Source organism: Collinsella aerofaciens (assembly GCF_015560135.1).
In the GTDB taxonomy this organism is placed as follows: Bacteria; Actinomycetota; Coriobacteriia; order Coriobacteriales; family Coriobacteriaceae; genus Collinsella; species Collinsella aerofaciens_AN.
In genome coordinates, this window is record NZ_JADMRH010000010.1 from 25,211 (window position 1) to 44,616 (window position 19,406).

Consider the following 19,406-nt stretch of genomic DNA (forward strand, 5'->3'; position numbering starts at 1 on the left):
GTTATGGACGCTATCGTCAAATTCCTTGAAAAACACCAGCCCCTCTTCGACAAAATCTCGAGGAACATTTATCTGGTGGCGATTAAGGATGGCTTTCTCTCGAATATGCCAATTGTGCTGTTCTCGAGCCTGTTCCTTCTTCTTTCGACGCTCCCTGCCTATGTAGGCATCACGCTTCCGCCTGAGGTGCTGGATTTCTTCAATAAAATCTATGCATATACCATGGGGCTTCTTGGCATTATGGTGGCTGGCACCACGGCGAGCTCACTTGCCATGTCGATGAACCGTCGCATGCCTTCGGGCAAATCTCTCAACCCCACCTCGTGCATGGTTTGTGCCATGTGCGGCATGCTCTTGCTATCGGTGACGAACGATGTTGTCTCGATTGGCGGAGCAGATACGTCTGTTTTTGAAACCGGCTATATGGGAACCAAGGGTTTTCTCGCTGCGTTCGTAGCCGCATTCTTGACCGTTAATATCTATAAGGTGTGCATTAGCCATAATGTGACAATCAAGCTCCCCAAAGAGGTCCCTGGCTCTATTGCGCAGAGTTTTCGCGATATCTTTGCATTTGGGTTTTCGATCCTTGCGTGCGCTTTTATCGATCTTGCGAGCCGCAAGCTGCTTGCTGTGCCGTTCGCCAATTTGGTATCCGCTCTCATCTCGCCGCTGTTCTCCGCGGTCGACACCTATCCTGGCATGGCGCTTATCGAAGGCGCGGTCGCACTTTTCCAATTTATGGGTATCCACGGTGCTTCGGTTGTCATGAGTCCGATCAATGCTGCGCTCTACGGCAATACCGTTACCAATCTTGAGGTTTTCCAAGCAGGTGGACACCCGTCAATTGCTCTCACGCAGGACTTTACAAGCTTCATCGGCGGTCTGGGCGGTTCTGGCTGCACGTTCATCGTTCCTATTATCCTGATCATGTTTATGCGCTCCAAGCAGCTTAAAGCCATGGGCAAGGCATCGATTATCCCGGTGATTTTTGGAGTTAACGAGCCCGTTATCTTCGGTATGCCGATTGTTCTCAATCCCTATATGTTCGTGCCCTTCCTAGTGGCTCCTATGGTCAACGCCATTATCGGTAAGTTTTTCATTGACGTCATTGGAATGAACGCCCCCATGTATACCATGCCGTGGGCGCTTCCCGGCCCAATCGGTGCATTCCTCACCACGGGTCTCGATCTGCGTTCTCTCGTATTGATGGCAGTGCTGTTGGTCGTTGACTTTGTGATTTACTATCCGTTCTGCAAGGCGTATGACCATCAGCTTTGTTTGGAAGAGTCTGCAAAGGAGACTGCAGGAACCTCGGATGCAGATGCTATTGCCGCACAGGAAAATGTCGCAAAAGCTCTCGAGGCGGTAAAGGACAAGGCGGAGCAGATCCGAGTGCTTGTGCTTTGCCAGGGTGCCGGCACTTCGACTCTCTTGGCAAATGCTCTTCGCGAAGGTGCCGCTGCTAAGGGTATCGATCTGGTTTCTCAGTCCGGTGCGTACGGAAGCCACTATGAGACGATGGATCAGTACAACGTGATTGTTCTGGCACCCCAGGCACGCATGTACTATGACGCTATGAAGGCCGATACCGATCGCCTTGGAATTAAACTGCTCACCACAAGGGGCAAGGAGTATATCGACCTTACCAACGATCCCGAAGGTGCAATTGACTGGATCGTTCAGGAGCTGGCTAAATAGTGGATGCACTCCGTCGTTGATTCGTCGGTGTATAGTACGGCCCCGCAGCTTATTGAGCTGCGGGGCCGTATTTCGTTGAGTATCTAATTGAGACAATGAGCGCAACCGTCGTGAGATGGCATTGGCGCTCTCCGAGTCACCGACAAGCTGCCTTCCATCTATGTGACCAATTCGCTTTCGGCCTTTAGCCTGCTCGAGGCGCGCGAGGATTGCGAGCTGTGCCTGGTGGGCGGCATGTACCGTCGCCGCACCGCCGCCTTTGTGGGCCCCATGGCCGAGGATACCCTGCGCGCACTAGGGATTGACACGGCGTTTATCGGTGCCAACGGCATTCTGGACGGCGACGTGTCCACGTCCAACATGGACGAGGGCCGCATCCAGCAGCTCGCCTTTAGCAAGGCCGACTCGCGCTATCTGATTGCCGACTCCAGCAGGATCGGCAGGCGCGACTTCTACACCTTCTGTCGCCTGGACAATTTGGACGCCGTGGTGTGCGAGCCGGGTATTACCGCCGAGGACCGCACTGCCATCGAGGAACACACGCAGGTCATTTGCTAGCTAGCGTAGCAGGCGATACTTCTGCCCTCTGCCGGTGCCTTCAACTGTCGCCAGGCCTGTCTCAACGAGTTTTTTGAGGATGCGAAGAAGCTTCGAGCGACTAAAGGTGACTTTGGCCGCAAGCTCGCTTGTCGATTGAGGGTGTACTCCGCTCAGCAGTCCGAATACGATAAGTTCGTCGCCTTTGAGCCCCGGGTTATCCATGAGTAGGGGAAGTGTTACCACAATGGCGTTATCCGAAACTTGAAACCGGGGCTTTCTGACGCTGTCCTTATAGGTATCGCGAATTCGCATGATGCCCGTTCCAAAGGCTTCGATAAGACCCAGGCGCAAAAAGACTTCGGCAAGAATACGATTGCGTCTAACGGATAGCATGTCGGACAGATATTCATCGACGGTCATGCTTGCCGGCAAGCCGCCGGGCGAAGCGACTTCCACACGGTCGTCGAACATCGAGATGCGGATGTGTGCGGGCGCATCCCAAGTCCTATGAACGACTGCATTGGTAATGGCCTCGCGGAATGCTTCGAGCGGAATGAGCTCCTTGCGGATCCGCTCCATCCCCTGGATCTCTTCGTAGCAGTACTGGGCTTCGAAAAGCTCAAGGGCTCCGTCAATTTCCGCTAGAACGGATGCATGTTCAAGAGTCTTGCGCTGCTTAATGAGGTTGATAGTTTCACCAAACACTGCGATGTCGATACCCGGGAAGCCATTCTCGTCCGCGAGCAGTTCTGCCGCGTTGTTGTAGGTTCCGGTTTCATCAAGCAGGCCAAGGGTTTTGAGAGTATCGGTTGTGAATGACTGAAGCGAAAGTTTTGCTGTTAGACGATTCTCTAAAACGGTGAAAGATAAATCTTGTTTGTTTGCCGGGAGCTGCTCAAAGGAGAGGTTTTGACCCTCGAGTACAAGACGCGAAAGGCCTAGGGTATCAACTGGAATGGTCGCGGTGTCATTGCGCTTGTATGCCTTCGAGCGGTATAGGTAAGGCTTCGATCTGCCGGGAAAGACCGTAAGCTCCACGGTTGCATCGGGCTCGTCGATCTTTAGGGAGTAATCGGGCTGGGGGATGATCGAATCGTTAATCTTGTTTTCGATATCCAGGCAGGTCTGCTTGGGGTCATCGAGGCCAACGGCTTCTCCGTCGTCGTTAATTCCAAATAGAACGCGTCCTCCCGTGCCATTTGCATAAGCGGAGACGGTTTTAAGGAACGAATTGGTGACGCATTCCTTGAATTCAAGATCTTTGGATTCTTGCATTGTGATGCTCCGTTTCGCTTCAATTTGACGTGAAAAATAACACGTAAAAATTTTACACGTCATTTTACGCGTCAAAATTATGACACGAAAAAATTTGCGTGTCATTTTGCGTGTCAAAGTGACGTGAAATGACGCGCAAACGCGAATGCATTGGCATTCTGAACAATAACGGAGTTTGTAAGCCTGGGGCTTGATTGGGCTAACGCATGGAATTATCCGTATTCTCGAACACGCTTTCGGTATCATTTTGGCATTAAAAGATACCGAAAGCGTGTTCGTGATGCCGATAATAATTAAGAAAGAGGAGCGCTTCGTAGCTGCCTGGAAAGTGAGGATTTGACCATCTGATTGTCTCGATCTGTAACAACTAGGCGATCAAATGCTCGTTAGATGTTACAGATTTAGATTTTCTGCCTGGCCGATTCCGTTTGTCTAAATCTGTAACGGATAGGGGTGAAATAGTCGTCTAGATGTTACAGATTGAGATTGAATGGATTGGCCTGCGCGTTCGTCTCGATCTGTAACAGGTAGGCGGCCAATACCGGATTTAGTGTTACAGATTTAGATCTTTCGGCCCGGGCGGGCCCGTTCATCTCAATCTGTAACAGTAAGGACCGAAAACCCCTGCTAGATGTTACAGATCGAGAGAAACGCCCCGCCGCCGGCTTGGCCAAAAACAAAACGGCCGCATGCGAACCCGTGGAGGGATTCGCATGCGGCCGACAGGGGGTATGCGGCAAAAGTTAGGCCATGAGCAGGCCGGTCTCCGCGACGTTCTTGTACCAGTACGCGCTCGCCTTGGGATAGCGCTTCTGGGTCTCAAAGTCGATGTAGAACAGGCCATAGCGCTTGTTATAGCCGTTGGTCCAGGAGAACTGGTCCTGCAGCGACCACACAAAGTAACCGTCGACGTTCACGCCGCCGTCGATTGCCTTGAGGATCCACGCGAGATGCTGACGCATATAGTCGATACGAGGGGCATCGTCGATAAAGCCGTCCTCAAAGTCGTCCTTATAGCCCATGCCGTTCTCGGTGATGTAGATCTTCTTGTAGTTGGGGTAATCGTTCTTAATGCGCAGCAGCAGGTCGTACAGGCCCTCGGGATAGATAATCCAGTCCCAATCGGTGGTGGGTACGCCTTCGCGCACGCATGACTCGCCCACGCCCTTGAGGAACCAGCGCGAGGATCCCTTGTCGCCGGTGCCATTGTGGTTGATGTCGTTTTCGCCCTCGGCAGCACGCAGGAACTGGCACTTGTAGGTGTTGACGCCCAGGCAATCGTTGTAGGGGAGCGCGGCGGTCAGCGCGGCGATGTCCTCGTCACGGACGTCGAGCTCGCCGCCGGCGATATGGGCCAGCTTGGTTGCGGCTTCCATGGTGTCGGCTGCATAGTGGCCGCGGAAAGTGGCGTCGAGCACCCAGCGGTTGTTGATGACATCGGCCATGCGAGCTGCCTCGCAGTCGGCAGCACTGTTGGGATCGAGGGGATACTTGGGCTCCAGGTTCTGGACAATGCCGATCTCGCCCTCAAAGCCGCCCTCATGGAAGGCAACGACAGCCTTGGCGTGGGCCACCATCATGTTGTGCATGAGCTGGAAGGCCTTGTCCAGGCGGTACTTCTCGCCGTGCGGCCAGTTGCCGACGATAAAGCTGCCCTCGGCGGTTGCGGGAATCTCGTTAAACGTGAACCAGTGCTTGACCTCGGTGAACTCGGCAAAGCAGAACTTGGCGTACTCGACAAAGGCGTCGATCGTCGTGCGCGTCAGGAAGCCCTCGCCGCCGTTCTGGTAAAAGGCCTCGGGCGTATCGAAGTGATCGAGCGTGACATAGGGGATAACGCCGGCTTTATTGCAGGTGGCAAAGAGCTCGTGATAGAAAGCGACGCCCTCGGGGTTGATCTCGCCAGTACCGTTGGGGAAGATGCGGCTCCAAGCGATGGAGACGCGGATACCGTTGATGCCGAAGCGCTGGCACAGGTCGATATCGACCGGGTACTTGTTGTAGAAATCGCTTGCGGGATCGGGGGAGAAGCGACCCTGAGCTGCCAGGAAATCGTCCCAGGGCACTTTGCCCTTGCCGTGCGTGCGGGTCTCGCCCTCAACCTGGTAAGCGGCGGTGGCGCCGCCAAACACAAAGCCGTCGGGGAACTGCATGGGGTTGGTCATGAGTCATCCTTTCTGTGGGATTCGAATAGGGAGGGGTGCCCGAACTGGGGATCCGGGCACCAACAGAGGGAGGAACCTAGTCGAGGTTCTCGCGGAGCCACTTAATGGCGCCAGCGGGGTCGCGAGTAAGGTCGATATATTCCTTACCGCGCGGGGCGAGCAGCTTAATGCCCAGACGATCGGTGTCGGCCTTCATGTCGTTGTAGTAGCTACGGACCTGCGGGGCAAGCACGATAACGTCGTACTGATCCATGATGGCAGTGTGCTGGCCATAGGCGCCTGCGGAGGAAGCGATGTTCTCTCCGGTCTGCGCAGCACCTTCCTTGATGGCGTTGGCAAGCATGGCAGAGGTGCCGGCGCCGGCGCACAGGACGAGGACCTTCAGACCGTCGACATCCTTCTTAGCGGATGCTTCGGCGGCGGGCTCGGGCTGATCGGCGACAGGCTCGCTGTCGGTGGCGGCAACGGTTGCCTCGACGGAAGCGGCGGTCTGCTCGACAGCGGGCGCAGGGGCGTTGGCGGCGATGGTGGCGGCACCATTGGACTCAAGACCCAGCTCGGCGGCGCGCTCGGCCTCCTGGTCGCAGAGCAGTTTATCGTATGCCTTCAAGAACGGCAGGTAGATGATGGCGTCCAGCAAGATGATGATCGCGACAAACACCAGGGCGATAAGCTGGAAGTTCGTGGTGATGAAGATGCCGATGGGGGCAGGGGTAGCCCAAGGCACCACGAAAGAGAAGCCGTTCATGCCCACGTTATCGATAAAGAACTTGGCAACACTCACGTTGACGCAGCCGGCGGCAACAAAGGGGATGAGCATGTAGGGGTTAAGGATCATCGGCGCGCCAAAGAGCAGCGGCTCGTTGACGGCGAAGGCAACAGGGACAATCGAGGCCTTACCGACGGCTTTGAGCTGCTTGGACTTCATAAAGAGAATCAGCAGAAGCGGCACGATGAACGTGGCGCCGGTGCCGCCGAACTCACCCACGAGCGACATGTTAAAGGTGAGGGAGTGGGCGGGGTGGCCGCCTGCCAACAGAACCTGCAGATTCTCGGCCTGGTTGGCAAGACGGATGGGGTCGATGCCCGGCTGGACGATCGAGGGGCCGTGGACGCCGATGAACCAGAAGAACGCGGTGGCTGCCTGGATAAGGATAAGGCCAGGATAGGTTTCTGCAGCGGTAAAGAGCGGGGAGAGCAGTTTGATAAGCAGCTCGGAGAACGGAACGCCCATGAGGTTGCGCACAACCACATCGATGATGCCGCAGATGATGACGGCGCCGCCAAAGGGGATGATGTCGCGGAAGTTCTGAGCGATGGCGCCCGGGACCTCCTTGGGCAGCTTAATGGTCAGATCGCGCGAGACGCAGAACTTATAGACCCACACGGTAATGAACGCGGCGATATAGGCCGAGAACAGGCCGCGCGTACCCATGCTGGTGCAGTCGAAGACCGAAAGCTCGGAGCCGTCGAGCTTGGTGGTGAACTGCGTAACAGCGAGCAGCAGCATGCTGCACTGGGCGGCCACCATGGTGGAGCCGTCGTTGAGCACTTTGCCAGCGGGCATGCGACGGTTCATGGAAGCCGTAAAGTTCTTGGCGGTGGTGCCGGCAACCATGATGCCCATGACGCCCATGGTGAAGTTATACAGCTTGTTGCACCAGTCGATGAGCGGCTGGGGCAGCGTAATGCCAACTACGCCGGGAAGCGTGGCGATCAGCAGAAAGATCGAAGAGGTAAGGACGATGGGCATGCACCCAAGGAATCCGTCCTTGATGGCCTGGAGGTAGACGTTCCTCGAGATCTTCTCGAAGAACGGTTGATGCTTTTCGAGCATCTTTACGATGGCGTCCATAGAGCTCCTTTGCTACTTGATGCGCGATGCATGTGGATGGAACTGGTCGTCGATGGATGGTCAGGACTGCCCGGAAACCTTCCTGCTTAAGGAAGGCATTGCGAAATGACAACGTTGTCATTTCGTTAATGACAACGTAAGACATTTTTGGAAGAGCAACAAGGATATACGGGTGAGTGGTCGATATTGTTCGGTAAACGGTTGATTTATCAGTCAGGCAGGTGGTGTATGCTAGAACGCAAAAAACAAGCGATAGAGAACCGAGTGGAGAAGCAGTGACAACGATGGACAAGAAAAACGTTTCGATGAACGACGTGGCGATTGCCGCGGGTGTTTCTCTCAAGACGGTGTCGCGCGCGATCAACGAGCCCGATAGCGTGCGAGAGTCGACACGCGATAAGGTCCATTCGGCAATGGAGGCGCTCGGATTTCGAACCAACTTTGCCGCGCGTTCGCTCAAGTTGGGCCGTTACGGGTGCATCGGCGTTGTGCTGTTTCACTTGTCAGGCGGTGCCGTGGACATGATTGACGGTATCGCCGATGCCGCCGAAGAGCGAGGCTTTGCGCTCACGATGATCAAAAAGCGGGCGGGGGAGAAGATGACCCTTGCCGAAGCGGCGCGTAGGATGTCGCAGCTGCCTGTTGATGGCATGATCTTCAACCTGCGTCAGATGGTCGATGACTTTGATACCTTTGAGGCACCGAAGGACCTCAAGACGGTGATTATCACGCCGATGGAGCATCCTACCTGCTCCACCGTCAGTGACGACCAAGAGGGCGGCGCGCGCATGGCGTGCGAGTACTTCTTAAATCGTGGGCACAAGAACGTATACTTCATCTCTGGTAAGAAAGAGGCGCTGTCGAGCCAGTGTCGTATGAAAGGTTGGCGTGCGGCACTCGAGGCGCGTGGCATTGAGCCGCCCGAGCCTCTGCAAGGCGATTGGAATGCGGATAGTGGCTATGCCGCGGGCCTTGTGCTTGCCGATAAGCCCGATTGCACGGCGGTCCTCGCTGCTAACGACTGCATGGCAAACGGCGTGATGATGGCTCTACGTGACAAAGGGCTCAGTGTGCCCGACGACGTGTCCGTGATCGGATTCGACGATGAGCTCTACAAGACGATACCTAATTCGATTCTGACGTCGGTGAAGTTTCGCCACCGCGAGCTGGGCGTCCGTGCGCTTAACGAGGTCGTCGCAGGTCTGGAAGCCCCGAGCTCCAGAAGCCGTACGCTCGTCTCGGGCGTGTTGGTCGAGCGTTCCAGCGTAAAGGACTTGCGGGCGTAGACGTGCTCGGCTTATTCCGTTTGTCTCGATCTGTAACAGCTAGACGGTCAAAAGTGGTCTACATGTTACAGATTGAGATTTTCGGCTTGGCCTGTGCGTTCATCTCGATCTGTAACAGCTAGGACCGAAAAACTCGGCTAGATGTTACAGATTGAGATGAACAGGAGGACGGGTGCGGTCTAAACAAAATGGCCCGCGCATCACACATCGATGCACGGGCCATTTATTGTCTGCAAGCGGCAGGTGGTGTCAGCGTCTTATGCCTCGAGGTTTTCCTCGATCCAGGCGACGGCACCCTTGGGATCCTTAGTGAGGTCGATGTACTGTTTGCCCTTGGGCGACAGCAGCGTGATGCCCAGGCGGTCGGTGTCGGCCTTCATCTCGTTGTAATAGGTGCGAACCTGCGGAGCCAGGACGATGACGTTGTACTGGTCCATGATGGCGTAGTGGCTGCCGTAGGCACCGGCGTTGGCGGTAATGTCGATGCCCAGCTCGTCGGCGCCTTCCTTAAGCGCGTTGGCGAGCAGTGCAGAGGTGCCGGCGCCAGCGCACAGAACCAGAACCCTCAGATCCTTGCCCTTAAGGGCGGACGGAGCTGCGGAGGCCTCAGTGGCAGAAGCGGTCTCGACAACAGGAGCCTCAACGGCGGGGGCGGCAGCGGTCTTGACGGCCTTGGTCTCCTCGGCCTCTTCTTCGGCCAGGGTCTCGGCCTCCTGCTTGCACAGGACGTTGTCGTAGGCCTTGCAGAACGGGTAGTAGATCAAGAAGTCAACGACCAGCAGGACGACAACCAGGACCAGAGAGATCGGCTGGAAGTTGGTGTCGATGAAGGTGCCGATCGGTCCGGGGAGTGCCCACGGCATGGCATAGATAAAGCCGTTCATGCCCAAAAAGTCGATGAAGAACTTACCAATGAGGACGTTGGCCACGGGGGCAAACAGGAACGGGATCAGGAAGTACGGGTTGAGGATGATGGGCGCGGCGAACAGCAGCGGCTCGTTGACGGCGAACATCACGGGCACGACAGAGGCTTTGCCGACGGCCTTGAGCTGCTTGGAGCGCATAAAGAGCAGGAAGATGATCGGGACAATGAACGTGGCGCCGGTGCCGCCGAGTTCGCCGATGTAGTTACCGAAGTTTTCGGTCAGGGCGAGGGCGGGGTGACCGCCGGCCTGCAGCGTGGCGAGGTTGGTGGTGATGTTGCCAAACAGCGCGGCGTTGAGGGCAGGCTTAACGACCGAGGGGCCGTGGATGCCCATGAACCAGAACAGCGGGATCATGAACCAGATGAGGGCGAGGCCGGCGTAGGAATCGGCAGCGGCGAACAGCGGGCTCACCAGCGTGGAGATGACGTTGGCAAACGGGACGGCCAAGCAGGTGCGGCAGATAACGTCGATGACGGCGACAAACAGGATGGAGAAGCTGAAGGCGAAGATGTCGCGGAAGTTCTGGGCGATGGCGCCGGGGACTTCTTTGGGCAGCTTGATGGTGATGTCTCGCTTAATGCAGAAGGCATAGATGTTGACCGTGGCAAATGCGGCGACAAAGGAGCTCAGCAGGCCCTTGGTGCCCATGTTGTCGGTAAAGAACACCGAGACATCGGCGCCGTCGATCTTGGCACTCGTCTGGGTAACGGCCAAGATGAGCATAGCGCACATGGCGGCGACCATGGTGCTCGTGGCGTTGATGGCCTTGCCGGCAGGCATGCGGCGGTTCTTGGAGCCGGTCAGCGCGCTTGCGGTGGTGCCGGCGACCATGATGCCCACGACGCCCATCGTGAAGTTGTAAACCTTGTTGCAGAAGTTCACGACGTCGACGTTCCACCAGTCGGGCAGCGTAAAGCCGCCGACCGTGGCGACAACGCCCGGCAGGGTCGAAATAAGCAGGAAGACAGAAGAAGACAGGATAATGGGCATTGCTGCCAAAAAGCCGTCTTTAATGGCCTGAAGGTAGATGTTCTTAGAGACCTTGTCGAAGTACGGCTGACCTTTCTCCAAGAACTTAACGATCGATTCCATAGTTCACGCTCCTCTTTGCATGAAATCTTAATGGCATGGACGTTGAAAACCTATATGGTCTCCCACTTGCTAAAAGCCCGGGTGCAGGCGGGGTCGGTCCCAGGGGGAGAGAGGGGAGCGGCTGGGTTTGTATCGCATAGGGCCGCTCCCCTCTCGGGGGAAAGCGAGGCGATGCGCTACTGCGCGTCCGCCATAGTGTCGGCGAGCTCCTTGTACCAGAGTGCCGACTGCTTGATGTAGCGTTTTTGCGTGTCGAAGTCGATGTAGAACAGGCCGTAGCGCTTGTTATAGCCATTGGCCCACGAGAACTGGTCCTGCAGGCTCCAGATAAAGTAGCCCTGGACGTCGACGCCCTCGGCGCGCGCCTGGAGCACCTTCTCCATGTGCTGGTCGACAAAGTCGATGCGCTCGGGATCGGCGACGATGCCGTTTGCGTCGGGCTCGGGGTCCTTGTGGCCCAGGCCGTTTTCGGTGATATAGATGACGGGGAGGTTGGGATAGGTGGCGCTGATGTGCTTGAGCGTGTCGTAGAGGCCTTGCGGGTAGATGAGCCAATCCCAGTCGGTGGTGGGGATACCCGGCATATCGACCTGCTGCCCGACGCCCTTAAACTTAAAGCACGAGGTGCCCTTGTCTCCGGTGCCGTTAAAGCTGTTGGTTGACTCGCCATCGTAGGCGGCGATAAACGCCGACTGATAGTAGTTGAGGCCGAACATATCGTTGCGGGGCGCCGCCTTGGCGAGCTCCTCCATGTCGCTGTCCTCAACCGTAAGTGTGGCGTTGTTGGCACGCAGAATCTCGTTGATGAGTGAGAGGGTGCGCGCGGAGTAGTGACCCAGGAAGGCGCCGTCCATGATGAAGTCGGTGTAGAAGGCGTTGTACAGGTCGGCGGCGTGCTGGTCGGCGGGCGAGTCGGTGGCAGGATATGCCGGCGTCAGGACGTTGACCATGCCAATGCGTCCGCCCAGGTGCTCGGTCTCGTCAAGATCCTTATACAGGTTGACGGCGCGGGCGTGGGCAACGAGCTCGTTGTGCTGGCTCTGGATGCCGCTCGTCACATCAAAGTGATGGTTGGGCGGGAAGTTGCCTTGGATGTATTGGGAGTGCGAGAGGCTGATGAGCTCGTTGATGGTGAACCAATTCTTGACCTCGCGGAACTCGCGGAAGCAGAACTCGGCATAGCGCACATAGGCGTCGACGGTCTTGCGGTTGAGCCAGTCGCCCTGGTTGAACAGGGCGGCGGGGGAGTCAAAGTGATGCAGGGACACATAGGGCTCGACGCCATACTTTTTGCAGCAGGCGAACAGCTCGTGGTAGTGCTTAACGCCCTCGGAGAGGGGTTCGGCATCGTCGCCGTTGGGGAAGATGCGGGTCCAGGCGATGGACACACGAATGGCGTTGAGTCCATGCTCGGCAGAAAGGCGGATATCCTCCTCGTAGCGGTTGTAGAAATCACTGGCCGGGTCGGGCAAAAAGCGACCCTGGGCGACAAGGTAATCGTCCCACATGGTCTTACCCTTGCCTGCCACCTTCGTGGAACCTTCCGTTTGGTACGCGGCGGTTGCGGCGCCCCAAACAAAGCCCTTCGGCAGCTGCTGTACGCGGTTTAGCAAAGACATATGCATACACCCTCTCGTCTCGCTGTTCGATATTGTGCGTTTGCGCTCAGGAGGCTCCCTGGTTAGCGTTCAGCGGTGAAAAAGCCCGATAAACACTATCTTAAAATGATTAGAACCAAAATGAGCACGTGAACATTTGACAATGAGCACGTTAACATCCGGCTGGGATGTATAGAAACAAAACAACTTCAAACAGCCGCGAACGGTTGTATTTGTTCGGTAAGCGGTTTTGATTGACAGAAGTTTTCATGTTGTGGTATATGGCTCGGGTATCATGAGCACGTTATCAATGTATGTACGATGCGCCATGGGCGCGGGGAATAGTTGGGAAGCAGGTTAGCGTGGAAGGCATGGATCAGCAGACAAGGAATGGTCGTTCGGCGAGCGCGGCAGAGGTTGCGGCGCTCGCTGGCGTGAGCCGCCAGACTGTGTCTCGCGTGGTCAACGGTATGCCCAACGTGACGGAAAAGACGCGCAAGCGTGTGCTGGCCGCCATGGAAGAGCTGGGCTTTCGTCCCAATTTTGCTGGAGCGGCGTTGCGCGGCGGGTCGTATCGTTCTATTGGCCTGTGCATGTACAACATCACACGTGTCGGTAACCTGGCGACGCTCGAGGGTATCATGCAAGCGGCGCGCGAGCACGATTTTGCCGTCACTATGATCGAGATGGGCGGCGACAAGCCCTATGCACTTGCCGATGCCTCGCGCCGCATGGTCGAGCGACCCGTCGACGGCATGATTCTCAACATGAACCGCATGGCTCCCGATTTTGAGGAGTTTGTTCCCCAGCCGGGAGTGCGAACGGTCATCCTGTCCATGTATGCGCATCCGCGCTGCACGACGATCGACTCCGACCAGTATGGTTCGTGCGAGCTGTTGACCAATTATCTGCTGGAACATGGTCACTCGAATATGCGGTTTGTGGCGGGTCCGGAAAACTCGATTTCCTCGCGTTTTCGTGAGGCCGGTTGGCGCGATACGCTGGGTCGTGCTCATGTCGATGCCGCTCCGATGCTGCGTGGCGATTGGAGTGCGGACAGTGGGTACGCCATGGGCGAGCGGATTGCGGCCGAGGTGCTTGCCGGCGGGTCGCAGGCGCCGACTGCCGTGCTTGCGGCAAATGACCAGATGGCGCTGGGCGTTATCGCCGCGCTCGAGAACGCGGGCCTGTCCGTGCCCGACGACGTGAGCGTGGTTGGTATCGACGACGCACTCGAGGGACTTGTTCCTCACAATCGGCTGACGACGCTGCGATTTGATTTGCGCGGTGTCGGTAAGCTTGCGTTTGAGGCGGCGATTGGAGAGAGCTCGTCTATCGAGGCGATTCATGTGCCGAGCACGCTGGTCGAACGCTCGACTGTTAGGGACATACGGGGTTAGGTCCTACTCCGTTTGTCTCGATTTGTAACAGGTAGACGGTCAAAAGCGGGCTACGTGTTACAGATTTAGATTCTTCGGAAAGAGCAATCCTGTTCGTCTCAATCTGTAACAGCTAGGACCCAAAAACTCGGCTAGATGTTACAGATTGAGACAAACGGACCCCGAACCGCCCAAAAAGACCGGGGGCGGCGCGCCGTGTGACGTGCCGCCCCCGGCTGAGAAATGGGGACAGGTTATGTGAGCGGGGCAATTCCGCCAACCGCTAGTTGAAAGCCGCTAGTCCAGACGACGGGTCTGCGCCACGTGCTTATACCAGTATGCGCTTGCCTTGGGCGTGCGCTTCTGGGTTTCAAAGTCAACGTAGAAGAAGCCGTAACGCTTGTTGTAGCCATTGGTCCAGGAGAACTGATCCTGCAGGCTCCATAGGAAGTAGCCGCCCACGTTGACACCCACCTCCATGGCCTTGAGCAACCAGCGCAGGTGCTGCTCGATGTAGTCGATGCGCGGCTGGTCGTCCACAAAACCGTCCTTGTAGGGGTCCTTGTAGCCCATGCCGTTTTCGGTGATGAAGATCTGCTTGTAGTTGGGGTAGCGCTGCTTAATGTAGACGAGCAGATCGAACAGACCCTCGGGATAGATGATCCAGTCCCAGTCGGTGGTGGGGATGCCGGGCTTGTTCACGTGCTCGCCAATGCCCTTGACGCGCCAGCGGCCGGTGCCCTTCTCGCCCGTACCGTTGTGGTGCAGGTCGTTCTCGCCATCGTAGGCCTTCAAGAAGCGGCACTGGTAGTTGTTAACACCCAGGTAGTCGTTGTAGAGCGCGGCTTCGCGCATGATTTCCAGATCCTCGTCTAGGATCTCGATGGTGCCGCCCGAGACGGCGGCCAGACGGTTGGCGCACTCGAGGGTGTCGGGCGCGTAGTCGCCGCGGAAGGTGGCGTCGAGCAAAAACTGGTTTTGCAGCACGTGCTCGTTGTTGGCGGCTTTGATGTCGGCGGGGTCGTTTTCGTTGAGCGGGTACTTGAACTCCAACGACTGAATGACGCCGATTTTGCCCTTAAAGCCGCCGTTGTGGAAGGCCAGCACTGCCTTGGCGTGGGCGAGCATCATGTTGTGCTCGCACTGGAAGGCCTCGGCAAGATGCGCCTTGACGCCACCGGGGAAGGTGCCCTCGATGTAGGTGTTGGAGGCGTCGGCCCAGATCTCGTTAAAGGTGAACCAGTAGGTCACCTGGTCGGCGTACTCCTTAAAGCAGAAGGTGGCAAAGTCCACAAAGGCATCGATGGTCTCGCGGTTGAGGAAGTCGCCCTTCTCAAAGAGGGGAAGCGGCGTATCGAAGTGATGCAGCGTGACAAACGGCTCAACGTGGTGCTTGTGGCACTCGGCGAAGAGATCGTGATAGAACTGCACACCCTCGGGGTTGATTTCGCCGGTGCCGTTGGGGAAGATGCGGCTCCAGGCAATGGAGAGACGGATGCCGTTGATACCGAACTCCTCGCACAGCTCCAAGTCGACGGGGTACTGGTTGTAGAAGTCCGAAGCGGGATCGGGGGAGAAACGGCCCTGGGCCTCCAGGAAGTCGTCCCAGGCAACCTTGCCCTTACCGTGGGTGCGGGTCTCGCCCTCTACCTGGTAGGCAGCGGTGGCGCCGCCAAAGACAAAGTCCTCGGGAAACTGCGCAGGCGGGTTGGTGACGCTAGCAGGGTTAACGGACATGATGATCCAATCGTCTAAATCGAAGGGCCAGCCGGTCTTGGATGGTCGGCTGGCCCTGAGCGTTACTTACTTCGAAAGCTGCTCGGAGACGAAGGCGAGAGACTTATCGCCGTTCTGGGAGAGCTCGATGTACTGCTTGCCACGGCAGGCGACGCACTTGTTGCCCACGCGTTCGCAGTCCTTCTGCAGGTCGGCCAGGTAGCTTGCGGCCTGCGGGGCCAGGACGACCAGGTCGAAGTCGGGGAGCATGTCGACGTGGTTGCCATAGGCCTCAGCAGCGGTCTCGAGGTTAATACCGCGCTCCTTGGCAGCCTTGGCCAGCGCGTTGGCGAGCAGGCCCGAGGTGCCGCCGCCCTGGCAGAGTACGAGCACGCGCTTGCCGTTGAGGTCGCTGACGGTCGTTGCCTCAACGGCGACAGCGGCGGGAGCATCGGTCTTTACAGCCTCGGCAGCGGCGCCGGCGGCAACGCTCTTGGCATCGGCCTTGCCCTGGAAGGCGTCGTTGAGCTTGGCAGCCTTCTCGGCGTTCTTGGCGGCGAGCTCCTCCTGGGAGATCTCGGCCTCCTCGGCGCACTTCTGGGCGTCATAGGCACGGAAGAACGGATAGTACAGGGCAAAGTCGACAACCAGGATAAGGGCGAGCATCACAAAGGCGAGCGGCTGGAAGCCCAGGCCCATGATGGTGCCGATGGGGCCGGGGACGGTCCAGGGTAGGGTGTACATAAAGCCGTTCATGCCCAAGAAGTCGATAAAGATCTTGAGGATCCAGATGTTGGCGATCGGGGCAAAGACAAACGGGACAAAGAAGACGGGATTGAGCACGATGGGTGCGGCGAACAGTAGCGGCTCGTTGACGGCAAAGCACACGGGGACGATAGCGGCCTTACCGACGGCGCGCATCTCCTGAGACTTGGCCAAGAAGCAGAACATAAAGACCAGGACGAGCGTGGCGCCGGTGCCGCCCATGCAGACGACGAAGTACTGGGCACCCTGGGTCAGGACAGCGGAAGCGTGCTGACCGGCCTGGAACGCAGCCAGGTTGTCGGTCATATTGGCAACGAGAGCGGCAGCGATGGCGGGCTCGACGATCGAGGGGCCGTGGACGCCGACGAACCAGAACAGGCTCATGGCGCCGTAGATCACAGCGAGGCCGATGTAGCCGTCGGCAGCGGTGAACAGGGGCTGGAACACCTGGATGACGCCCTGGGCAAAGCAGAAGCCAAAAGCAGCGCGGAAGACGATGTCAAAGACCCAAAAGACGGTGATGCAGACGGAGAAGGGGATGATGTCCTTGAAGGTCTGCGAGATGTTGGGCGGAACCTGCTCGGGCATCTTGACGGTGATGTTGCGCTTAATGAAGAACTTGTAGATGATGCCGGTCACAAACGCAGCGATGAAAGCGGTCAGCAGGCCCTTGGAACCAAGGTAGGTGGTGTTGAAACCGCTGGCGGCGTCCGTGGCGATCGTGTCGCTCGAAAGGAGCAAGAAGCCGATGATGGCCGCGCACATGCATGAGATAAAGTTAATCTGGTTATTCTTGGGCAGGTCGCGGTTCTGAGCGTCGGCGAAGTGCTTGGCCGTGGTGGCGGCGCAGGCGATGGCCAGGATGCCCATGGAGTAGTTGTAGCACTTCCACAGAGCGTTGTTGATGTCATCGGGCCAGTAGAAACCCCAGATGTTGGGGACCGAGGCTACCAGGCAGAAGATGGACGAGAAGATGATGATGGGGATGACGGAGATAAAGCCGTCGCGGATCGCCTTGAGGTACTTGTTGCGGGCGATCGCGTTGAAAAAGGGCTGGCCCTTTTCGATAGTGGCGATGAGTTGCTCCATGCAAAGCTCCTAAGAGTCGGTGGGTTAGCAACGATGGTAGCTTTTGACGTTTGCTTGCCAAAATGTTGACGTTGCCATTTTGCGACACAAAAAAAGACGCGAACCGGTGGTTCCTGTGCCTGCGAACCGTCGATTCCTTACGCGTAAACGTTTGAGCCGCCCAGTGGCTCTTTGTTTGCACAATGGCAACGTTAACATTTGGGCGACAAAAGCCGTTCGGGGAAGCAAAAATGTCGGTGAACGGTAGGTTTTGGGTGGTGAGCGTATGGTGGGGGAGGCGTTGGATATACTTGAAGGCGTTAAAAATGACTGCGCAAGGTGCCACCAATGGCATCGTTGACATAGAAAGATCGACCTATGGCCGCTGTTAAAAAATCGGTATCCGTCAAAGACGTAGCGCGTCTCGCGGGCGTCTCGGAGCAGACGGTCTCGCGCACCGTGCACGATTCGCCCAGCGTGCGCCCCGAGACCAAGGAACGCGTGCGTGCCGCCATGCGCGAGCTGGGGTATCGCCCAAACTTTGCCGGTCGATCGCTGCGCCGCGGTAAGTTTAAGACCGTCGGCGTCGCCATGTTCAACATTACCGGTACCGGTAACCTCGACCGTATGGAGGGCTTTGCCGCCGCGGCCGACAAACATGGCTATGCCATCACCCTCACTAAAGTAGACGGGCATCCGTATACCCTCGAGAGCGCATCGTCACGCATGAGCGCGCTGCCGGTAGACGGTATAGTCGTGATCATGAACCGCATGCCGGCGGACTTTGGCACCTTCGAGCCGCTGCCCGGTATGCAGACGGTGCTCGTTACGATGCTGGAGCACCCGCTCTGTTCAACGGTCGATAACGACCAGTTCGATTGCTCGCGCCAGGTGGTCGAGTACTTGCTGGGGCGGGGGCACAAGACCGTGCACTTTATCTCGTGTCCCGAGCGTTCGCTTTCGGGCATGCGGCGCGAGGAAGGCTGGCGTGAGACATTGCGTGCGCATGGCATTGAGCCCCCGCAGCTCGTGCGCGGCGACTGGACGGCGCAGAGTGGATATGCTGCCGGCCAGGCTCTGGCGGACGATCCGACCTGTACGGCCATTTATGCCTCCAACGACGCCATGGCCTACGGCTGCATTCGCGGGCTCGAGTCGCGCGGAAAGCGCGTGCCCCAGGACGTGAGCGTGGTGGGTGTTGATGACAGTCTGGGCGACATCGTGCCCGATTGTCGCCTGACTACGGTGCGCTTTGACAACAAGCGCGTCGGCATGTGGGCGGTCGACAAGATTGCCGGCGCCGATGGGGGCGCGTCTGGCGTGGAGCACATGCTGATCCCCGGTGTGCTTGTAGAGGGCGATACGGTGCGCGATTTGTGTTAGGGTGCGGTCCTGTTTGGGTTGCCGATAATTGTGTTTGATATTGTTCAGATTGGTTTAAAAACCGTTCACGGGCGAAAAGTGACCGTTCATAGCTCGAAATTACGTTTTGAGCTGTTCTTTTTTGTTTGAATGTTATTGTTTCTGTCATACACAACGCAGCGCGTATGCCCGGACGCGATGCTCTCCATTGGTTCATATGTGAAAGGAACGCAATATGGCAACCAAAGAAGAAATCTCGATGGTTGGATTCGAGATCGTCGCATACGCAGGTGACGCCCAGACCGATCTGCTTGCAGCGCTCGATGCTGCTCGCGAGGGTGACTTTGAGAAGGCCGAACAGCTGCACAAGGATGCCAGCGATGCGCTCATCGGTGCCCACGACACGCAGACCAAACTGCTTTCGCAGGAGGCCGGCGGTGGCGAGATGGAGATGACCTTCATCATGGCTCACGCTCAGGACACTCTCATGACCACTATGATCCTGGAGAAGCAGACCCGCTTTACCATCGATGCCTACAAGCGCATCGCCGAGCTCGAGGCCAAGCTCGCCTAACGAGCCCTCACAACCAAGTCCCCTTCCAAAAGCTCTGCCGCTACCCGCGGCAGGGCTTTTTCTGTCCCTCAGCCTAAGTTGCGGTGAAATAGGGACTGAAAAGGGGT

13 protein-coding genes are annotated in these 19,406 nt (G+C 57.2%); 6 read left to right on the plus strand and 7 right to left on the minus strand.

What is annotated here, in order from left to right; all coding sequences use genetic code 11:
* Positions 1–3 precede the first annotated feature (3 nt).
* Positions 4–1,698, plus strand: coding sequence for a PTS lactose transporter subunit IIBC (locus tag I2H19_RS05720; RefSeq protein WP_195503282.1), 1,695 nt, complete (start codon positions 4–6; stop codon positions 1,696–1,698).
* Between the two features lie 162 nt (positions 1,699–1,860).
* Entirely contained in the window at positions 1,861–2,256 is a 396-nt protein-coding gene (locus I2H19_RS05725; protein ID WP_271745648.1) for a DeoR/GlpR family DNA-binding transcription regulator, read from the plus strand.
* Here the strand turns inward: I2H19_RS05725 and I2H19_RS05730 are convergent, their stop codons facing one another.
* From I2H19_RS05730 to I2H19_RS05740, 3 genes are all read right to left on the minus strand, one after another.
* Positions 2,257–3,513, minus strand: a complete 1,257-nt coding sequence (locus tag I2H19_RS05730; RefSeq protein WP_138340180.1) for an ATP-binding protein — start codon at positions 3,511–3,513, stop codon at positions 2,257–2,259.
* Positions 3,514–4,256: 743 nt separating this feature from the next.
* Entirely contained in the window at positions 4,257–5,678 is a 1,422-nt protein-coding gene (gene lacG, locus I2H19_RS05735) for a 6-phospho-beta-galactosidase (protein WP_229058862.1), read from the minus strand.
* 76 nt (positions 5,679–5,754) lie between these two features.
* Positions 5,755–7,533, minus strand: a complete 1,779-nt coding sequence (locus I2H19_RS05740) for a PTS lactose transporter subunit IIBC (protein WP_195621893.1) — start codon at positions 7,531–7,533, stop codon at positions 5,755–5,757.
* A gap of 284 nt (positions 7,534–7,817) precedes the next feature.
* Here I2H19_RS05740 and I2H19_RS05745 point away from each other — a divergent pair, with 284 nt between their 5' ends.
* A complete protein-coding gene (locus tag I2H19_RS05745) occupies positions 7,818–8,819 on the plus strand; it encodes a LacI family DNA-binding transcriptional regulator (protein ID WP_195621895.1) in 1,002 nt (333 codons plus the stop codon).
* A gap of 257 nt (positions 8,820–9,076) precedes the next feature.
* Here I2H19_RS05745 and I2H19_RS05750 read toward each other — a convergent pair whose 3' ends face one another.
* Positions 9,077–10,837, minus strand: coding sequence for a PTS lactose transporter subunit IIBC (locus tag I2H19_RS05750; protein ID WP_022094682.1), 1,761 nt, complete (start codon positions 10,835–10,837; stop codon positions 9,077–9,079).
* A gap of 176 nt (positions 10,838–11,013) precedes the next feature.
* The gene (gene lacG, locus I2H19_RS05755; RefSeq protein ID WP_195621896.1) at positions 11,014–12,456 is read right to left on the minus strand and encodes a 6-phospho-beta-galactosidase; all 1,443 of its coding nucleotides are present in this window, start codon (positions 12,454–12,456) and stop codon (positions 11,014–11,016) included.
* Positions 12,457–12,806: 350 nt separating this feature from the next.
* Between lacG (I2H19_RS05755) and I2H19_RS05760 the strand changes: the two genes are divergently transcribed.
* Positions 12,807–13,835 (plus strand): LacI family DNA-binding transcriptional regulator, encoded by a 1,029-nt coding sequence (locus I2H19_RS05760; protein ID WP_040358938.1) that lies wholly within the window; start codon positions 12,807–12,809, stop codon positions 13,833–13,835.
* Positions 13,836–14,111: 276 nt separating this feature from the next.
* Here the strand turns inward: I2H19_RS05760 and lacG (I2H19_RS05765) are convergent, their stop codons facing one another.
* Both lacG (I2H19_RS05765) and I2H19_RS05770 read right to left on the minus strand, forming a co-directional pair.
* Positions 14,112–15,551: a 6-phospho-beta-galactosidase gene (lacG, locus tag I2H19_RS05765; protein WP_022094685.1), complete on the minus strand. Its 1,440-nt coding sequence runs from the start codon at positions 15,549–15,551 to the stop codon at positions 14,112–14,114.
* Between the two features lie 66 nt (positions 15,552–15,617).
* Positions 15,618–17,384 carry a PTS transporter subunit EIIC gene (locus I2H19_RS05770; RefSeq protein WP_195621897.1) on the minus strand — a complete coding sequence of 589 codons (1,767 nt, stop codon included), beginning with the start codon at positions 17,382–17,384 and terminating at the stop codon, positions 15,618–15,620.
* A gap of 357 nt (positions 17,385–17,741) precedes the next feature.
* On the opposite strand from I2H19_RS05770, the gene I2H19_RS05775 reads away from it, so the two are divergent.
* Positions 17,742–18,746 carry a LacI family DNA-binding transcriptional regulator gene (locus I2H19_RS05775; protein ID WP_195621898.1) on the plus strand — a complete coding sequence of 335 codons (1,005 nt, stop codon included), beginning with the start codon at positions 17,742–17,744 and terminating at the stop codon, positions 18,744–18,746.
* A gap of 214 nt (positions 18,747–18,960) precedes the next feature.
* Complete coding sequence (locus I2H19_RS05780; protein WP_006234827.1) at positions 18,961–19,299, plus strand: PTS lactose/cellobiose transporter subunit IIA; 339 nt, start codon at positions 18,961–18,963, stop codon at positions 19,297–19,299.
* Positions 19,300–19,406: the final 107 nt, after the last annotated feature.

Coding starts and splice junctions, on each gene's coding strand:
- I2H19_RS05775 (WP_195621898.1), top strand. CDS start 17,742: ATGGCCGCTGTTAAAAAATCGGTATCCGTCAAAGACGTAGCGCGTCTC.
- lacG (WP_229058862.1), bottom strand. CDS start 5,678: ATGACCAACCCCATGCAGTTCCCCGACGGCTTTGTGTTTGGCGGCGCC.
- I2H19_RS05730 (WP_138340180.1), bottom strand. CDS start 3,513: ATGCAAGAATCCAAAGATCTTGAATTCAAGGAATGCGTCACCAATTCG.
- I2H19_RS05780 (WP_006234827.1), top strand. CDS start 18,961: ATGGCAACCAAAGAAGAAATCTCGATGGTTGGATTCGAGATCGTCGCA.
- I2H19_RS05740 (WP_195621893.1), bottom strand. CDS start 7,533: ATGGACGCCATCGTAAAGATGCTCGAAAAGCATCAACCGTTCTTCGAG.
- lacG (WP_022094685.1), bottom strand. CDS start 15,551: ATGTCCGTTAACCCTGCTAGCGTCACCAACCCGCCTGCGCAGTTTCCC.
- I2H19_RS05750 (WP_022094682.1), bottom strand. CDS start 10,837: ATGGAATCGATCGTTAAGTTCTTGGAGAAAGGTCAGCCGTACTTCGAC.
- I2H19_RS05770 (WP_195621897.1), bottom strand. CDS start 17,384: ATGGAGCAACTCATCGCCACTATCGAAAAGGGCCAGCCCTTTTTCAAC.
- I2H19_RS05760 (WP_040358938.1), top strand. CDS start 12,807: ATGGATCAGCAGACAAGGAATGGTCGTTCGGCGAGCGCGGCAGAGGTT.
- I2H19_RS05745 (WP_195621895.1), top strand. CDS start 7,818: ATGGACAAGAAAAACGTTTCGATGAACGACGTGGCGATTGCCGCGGGT.
- I2H19_RS05720 (WP_195503282.1), top strand. CDS start 4: ATGGACGCTATCGTCAAATTCCTTGAAAAACACCAGCCCCTCTTCGAC.
- lacG (WP_195621896.1), bottom strand. CDS start 12,456: ATGTCTTTGCTAAACCGCGTACAGCAGCTGCCGAAGGGCTTTGTTTGG.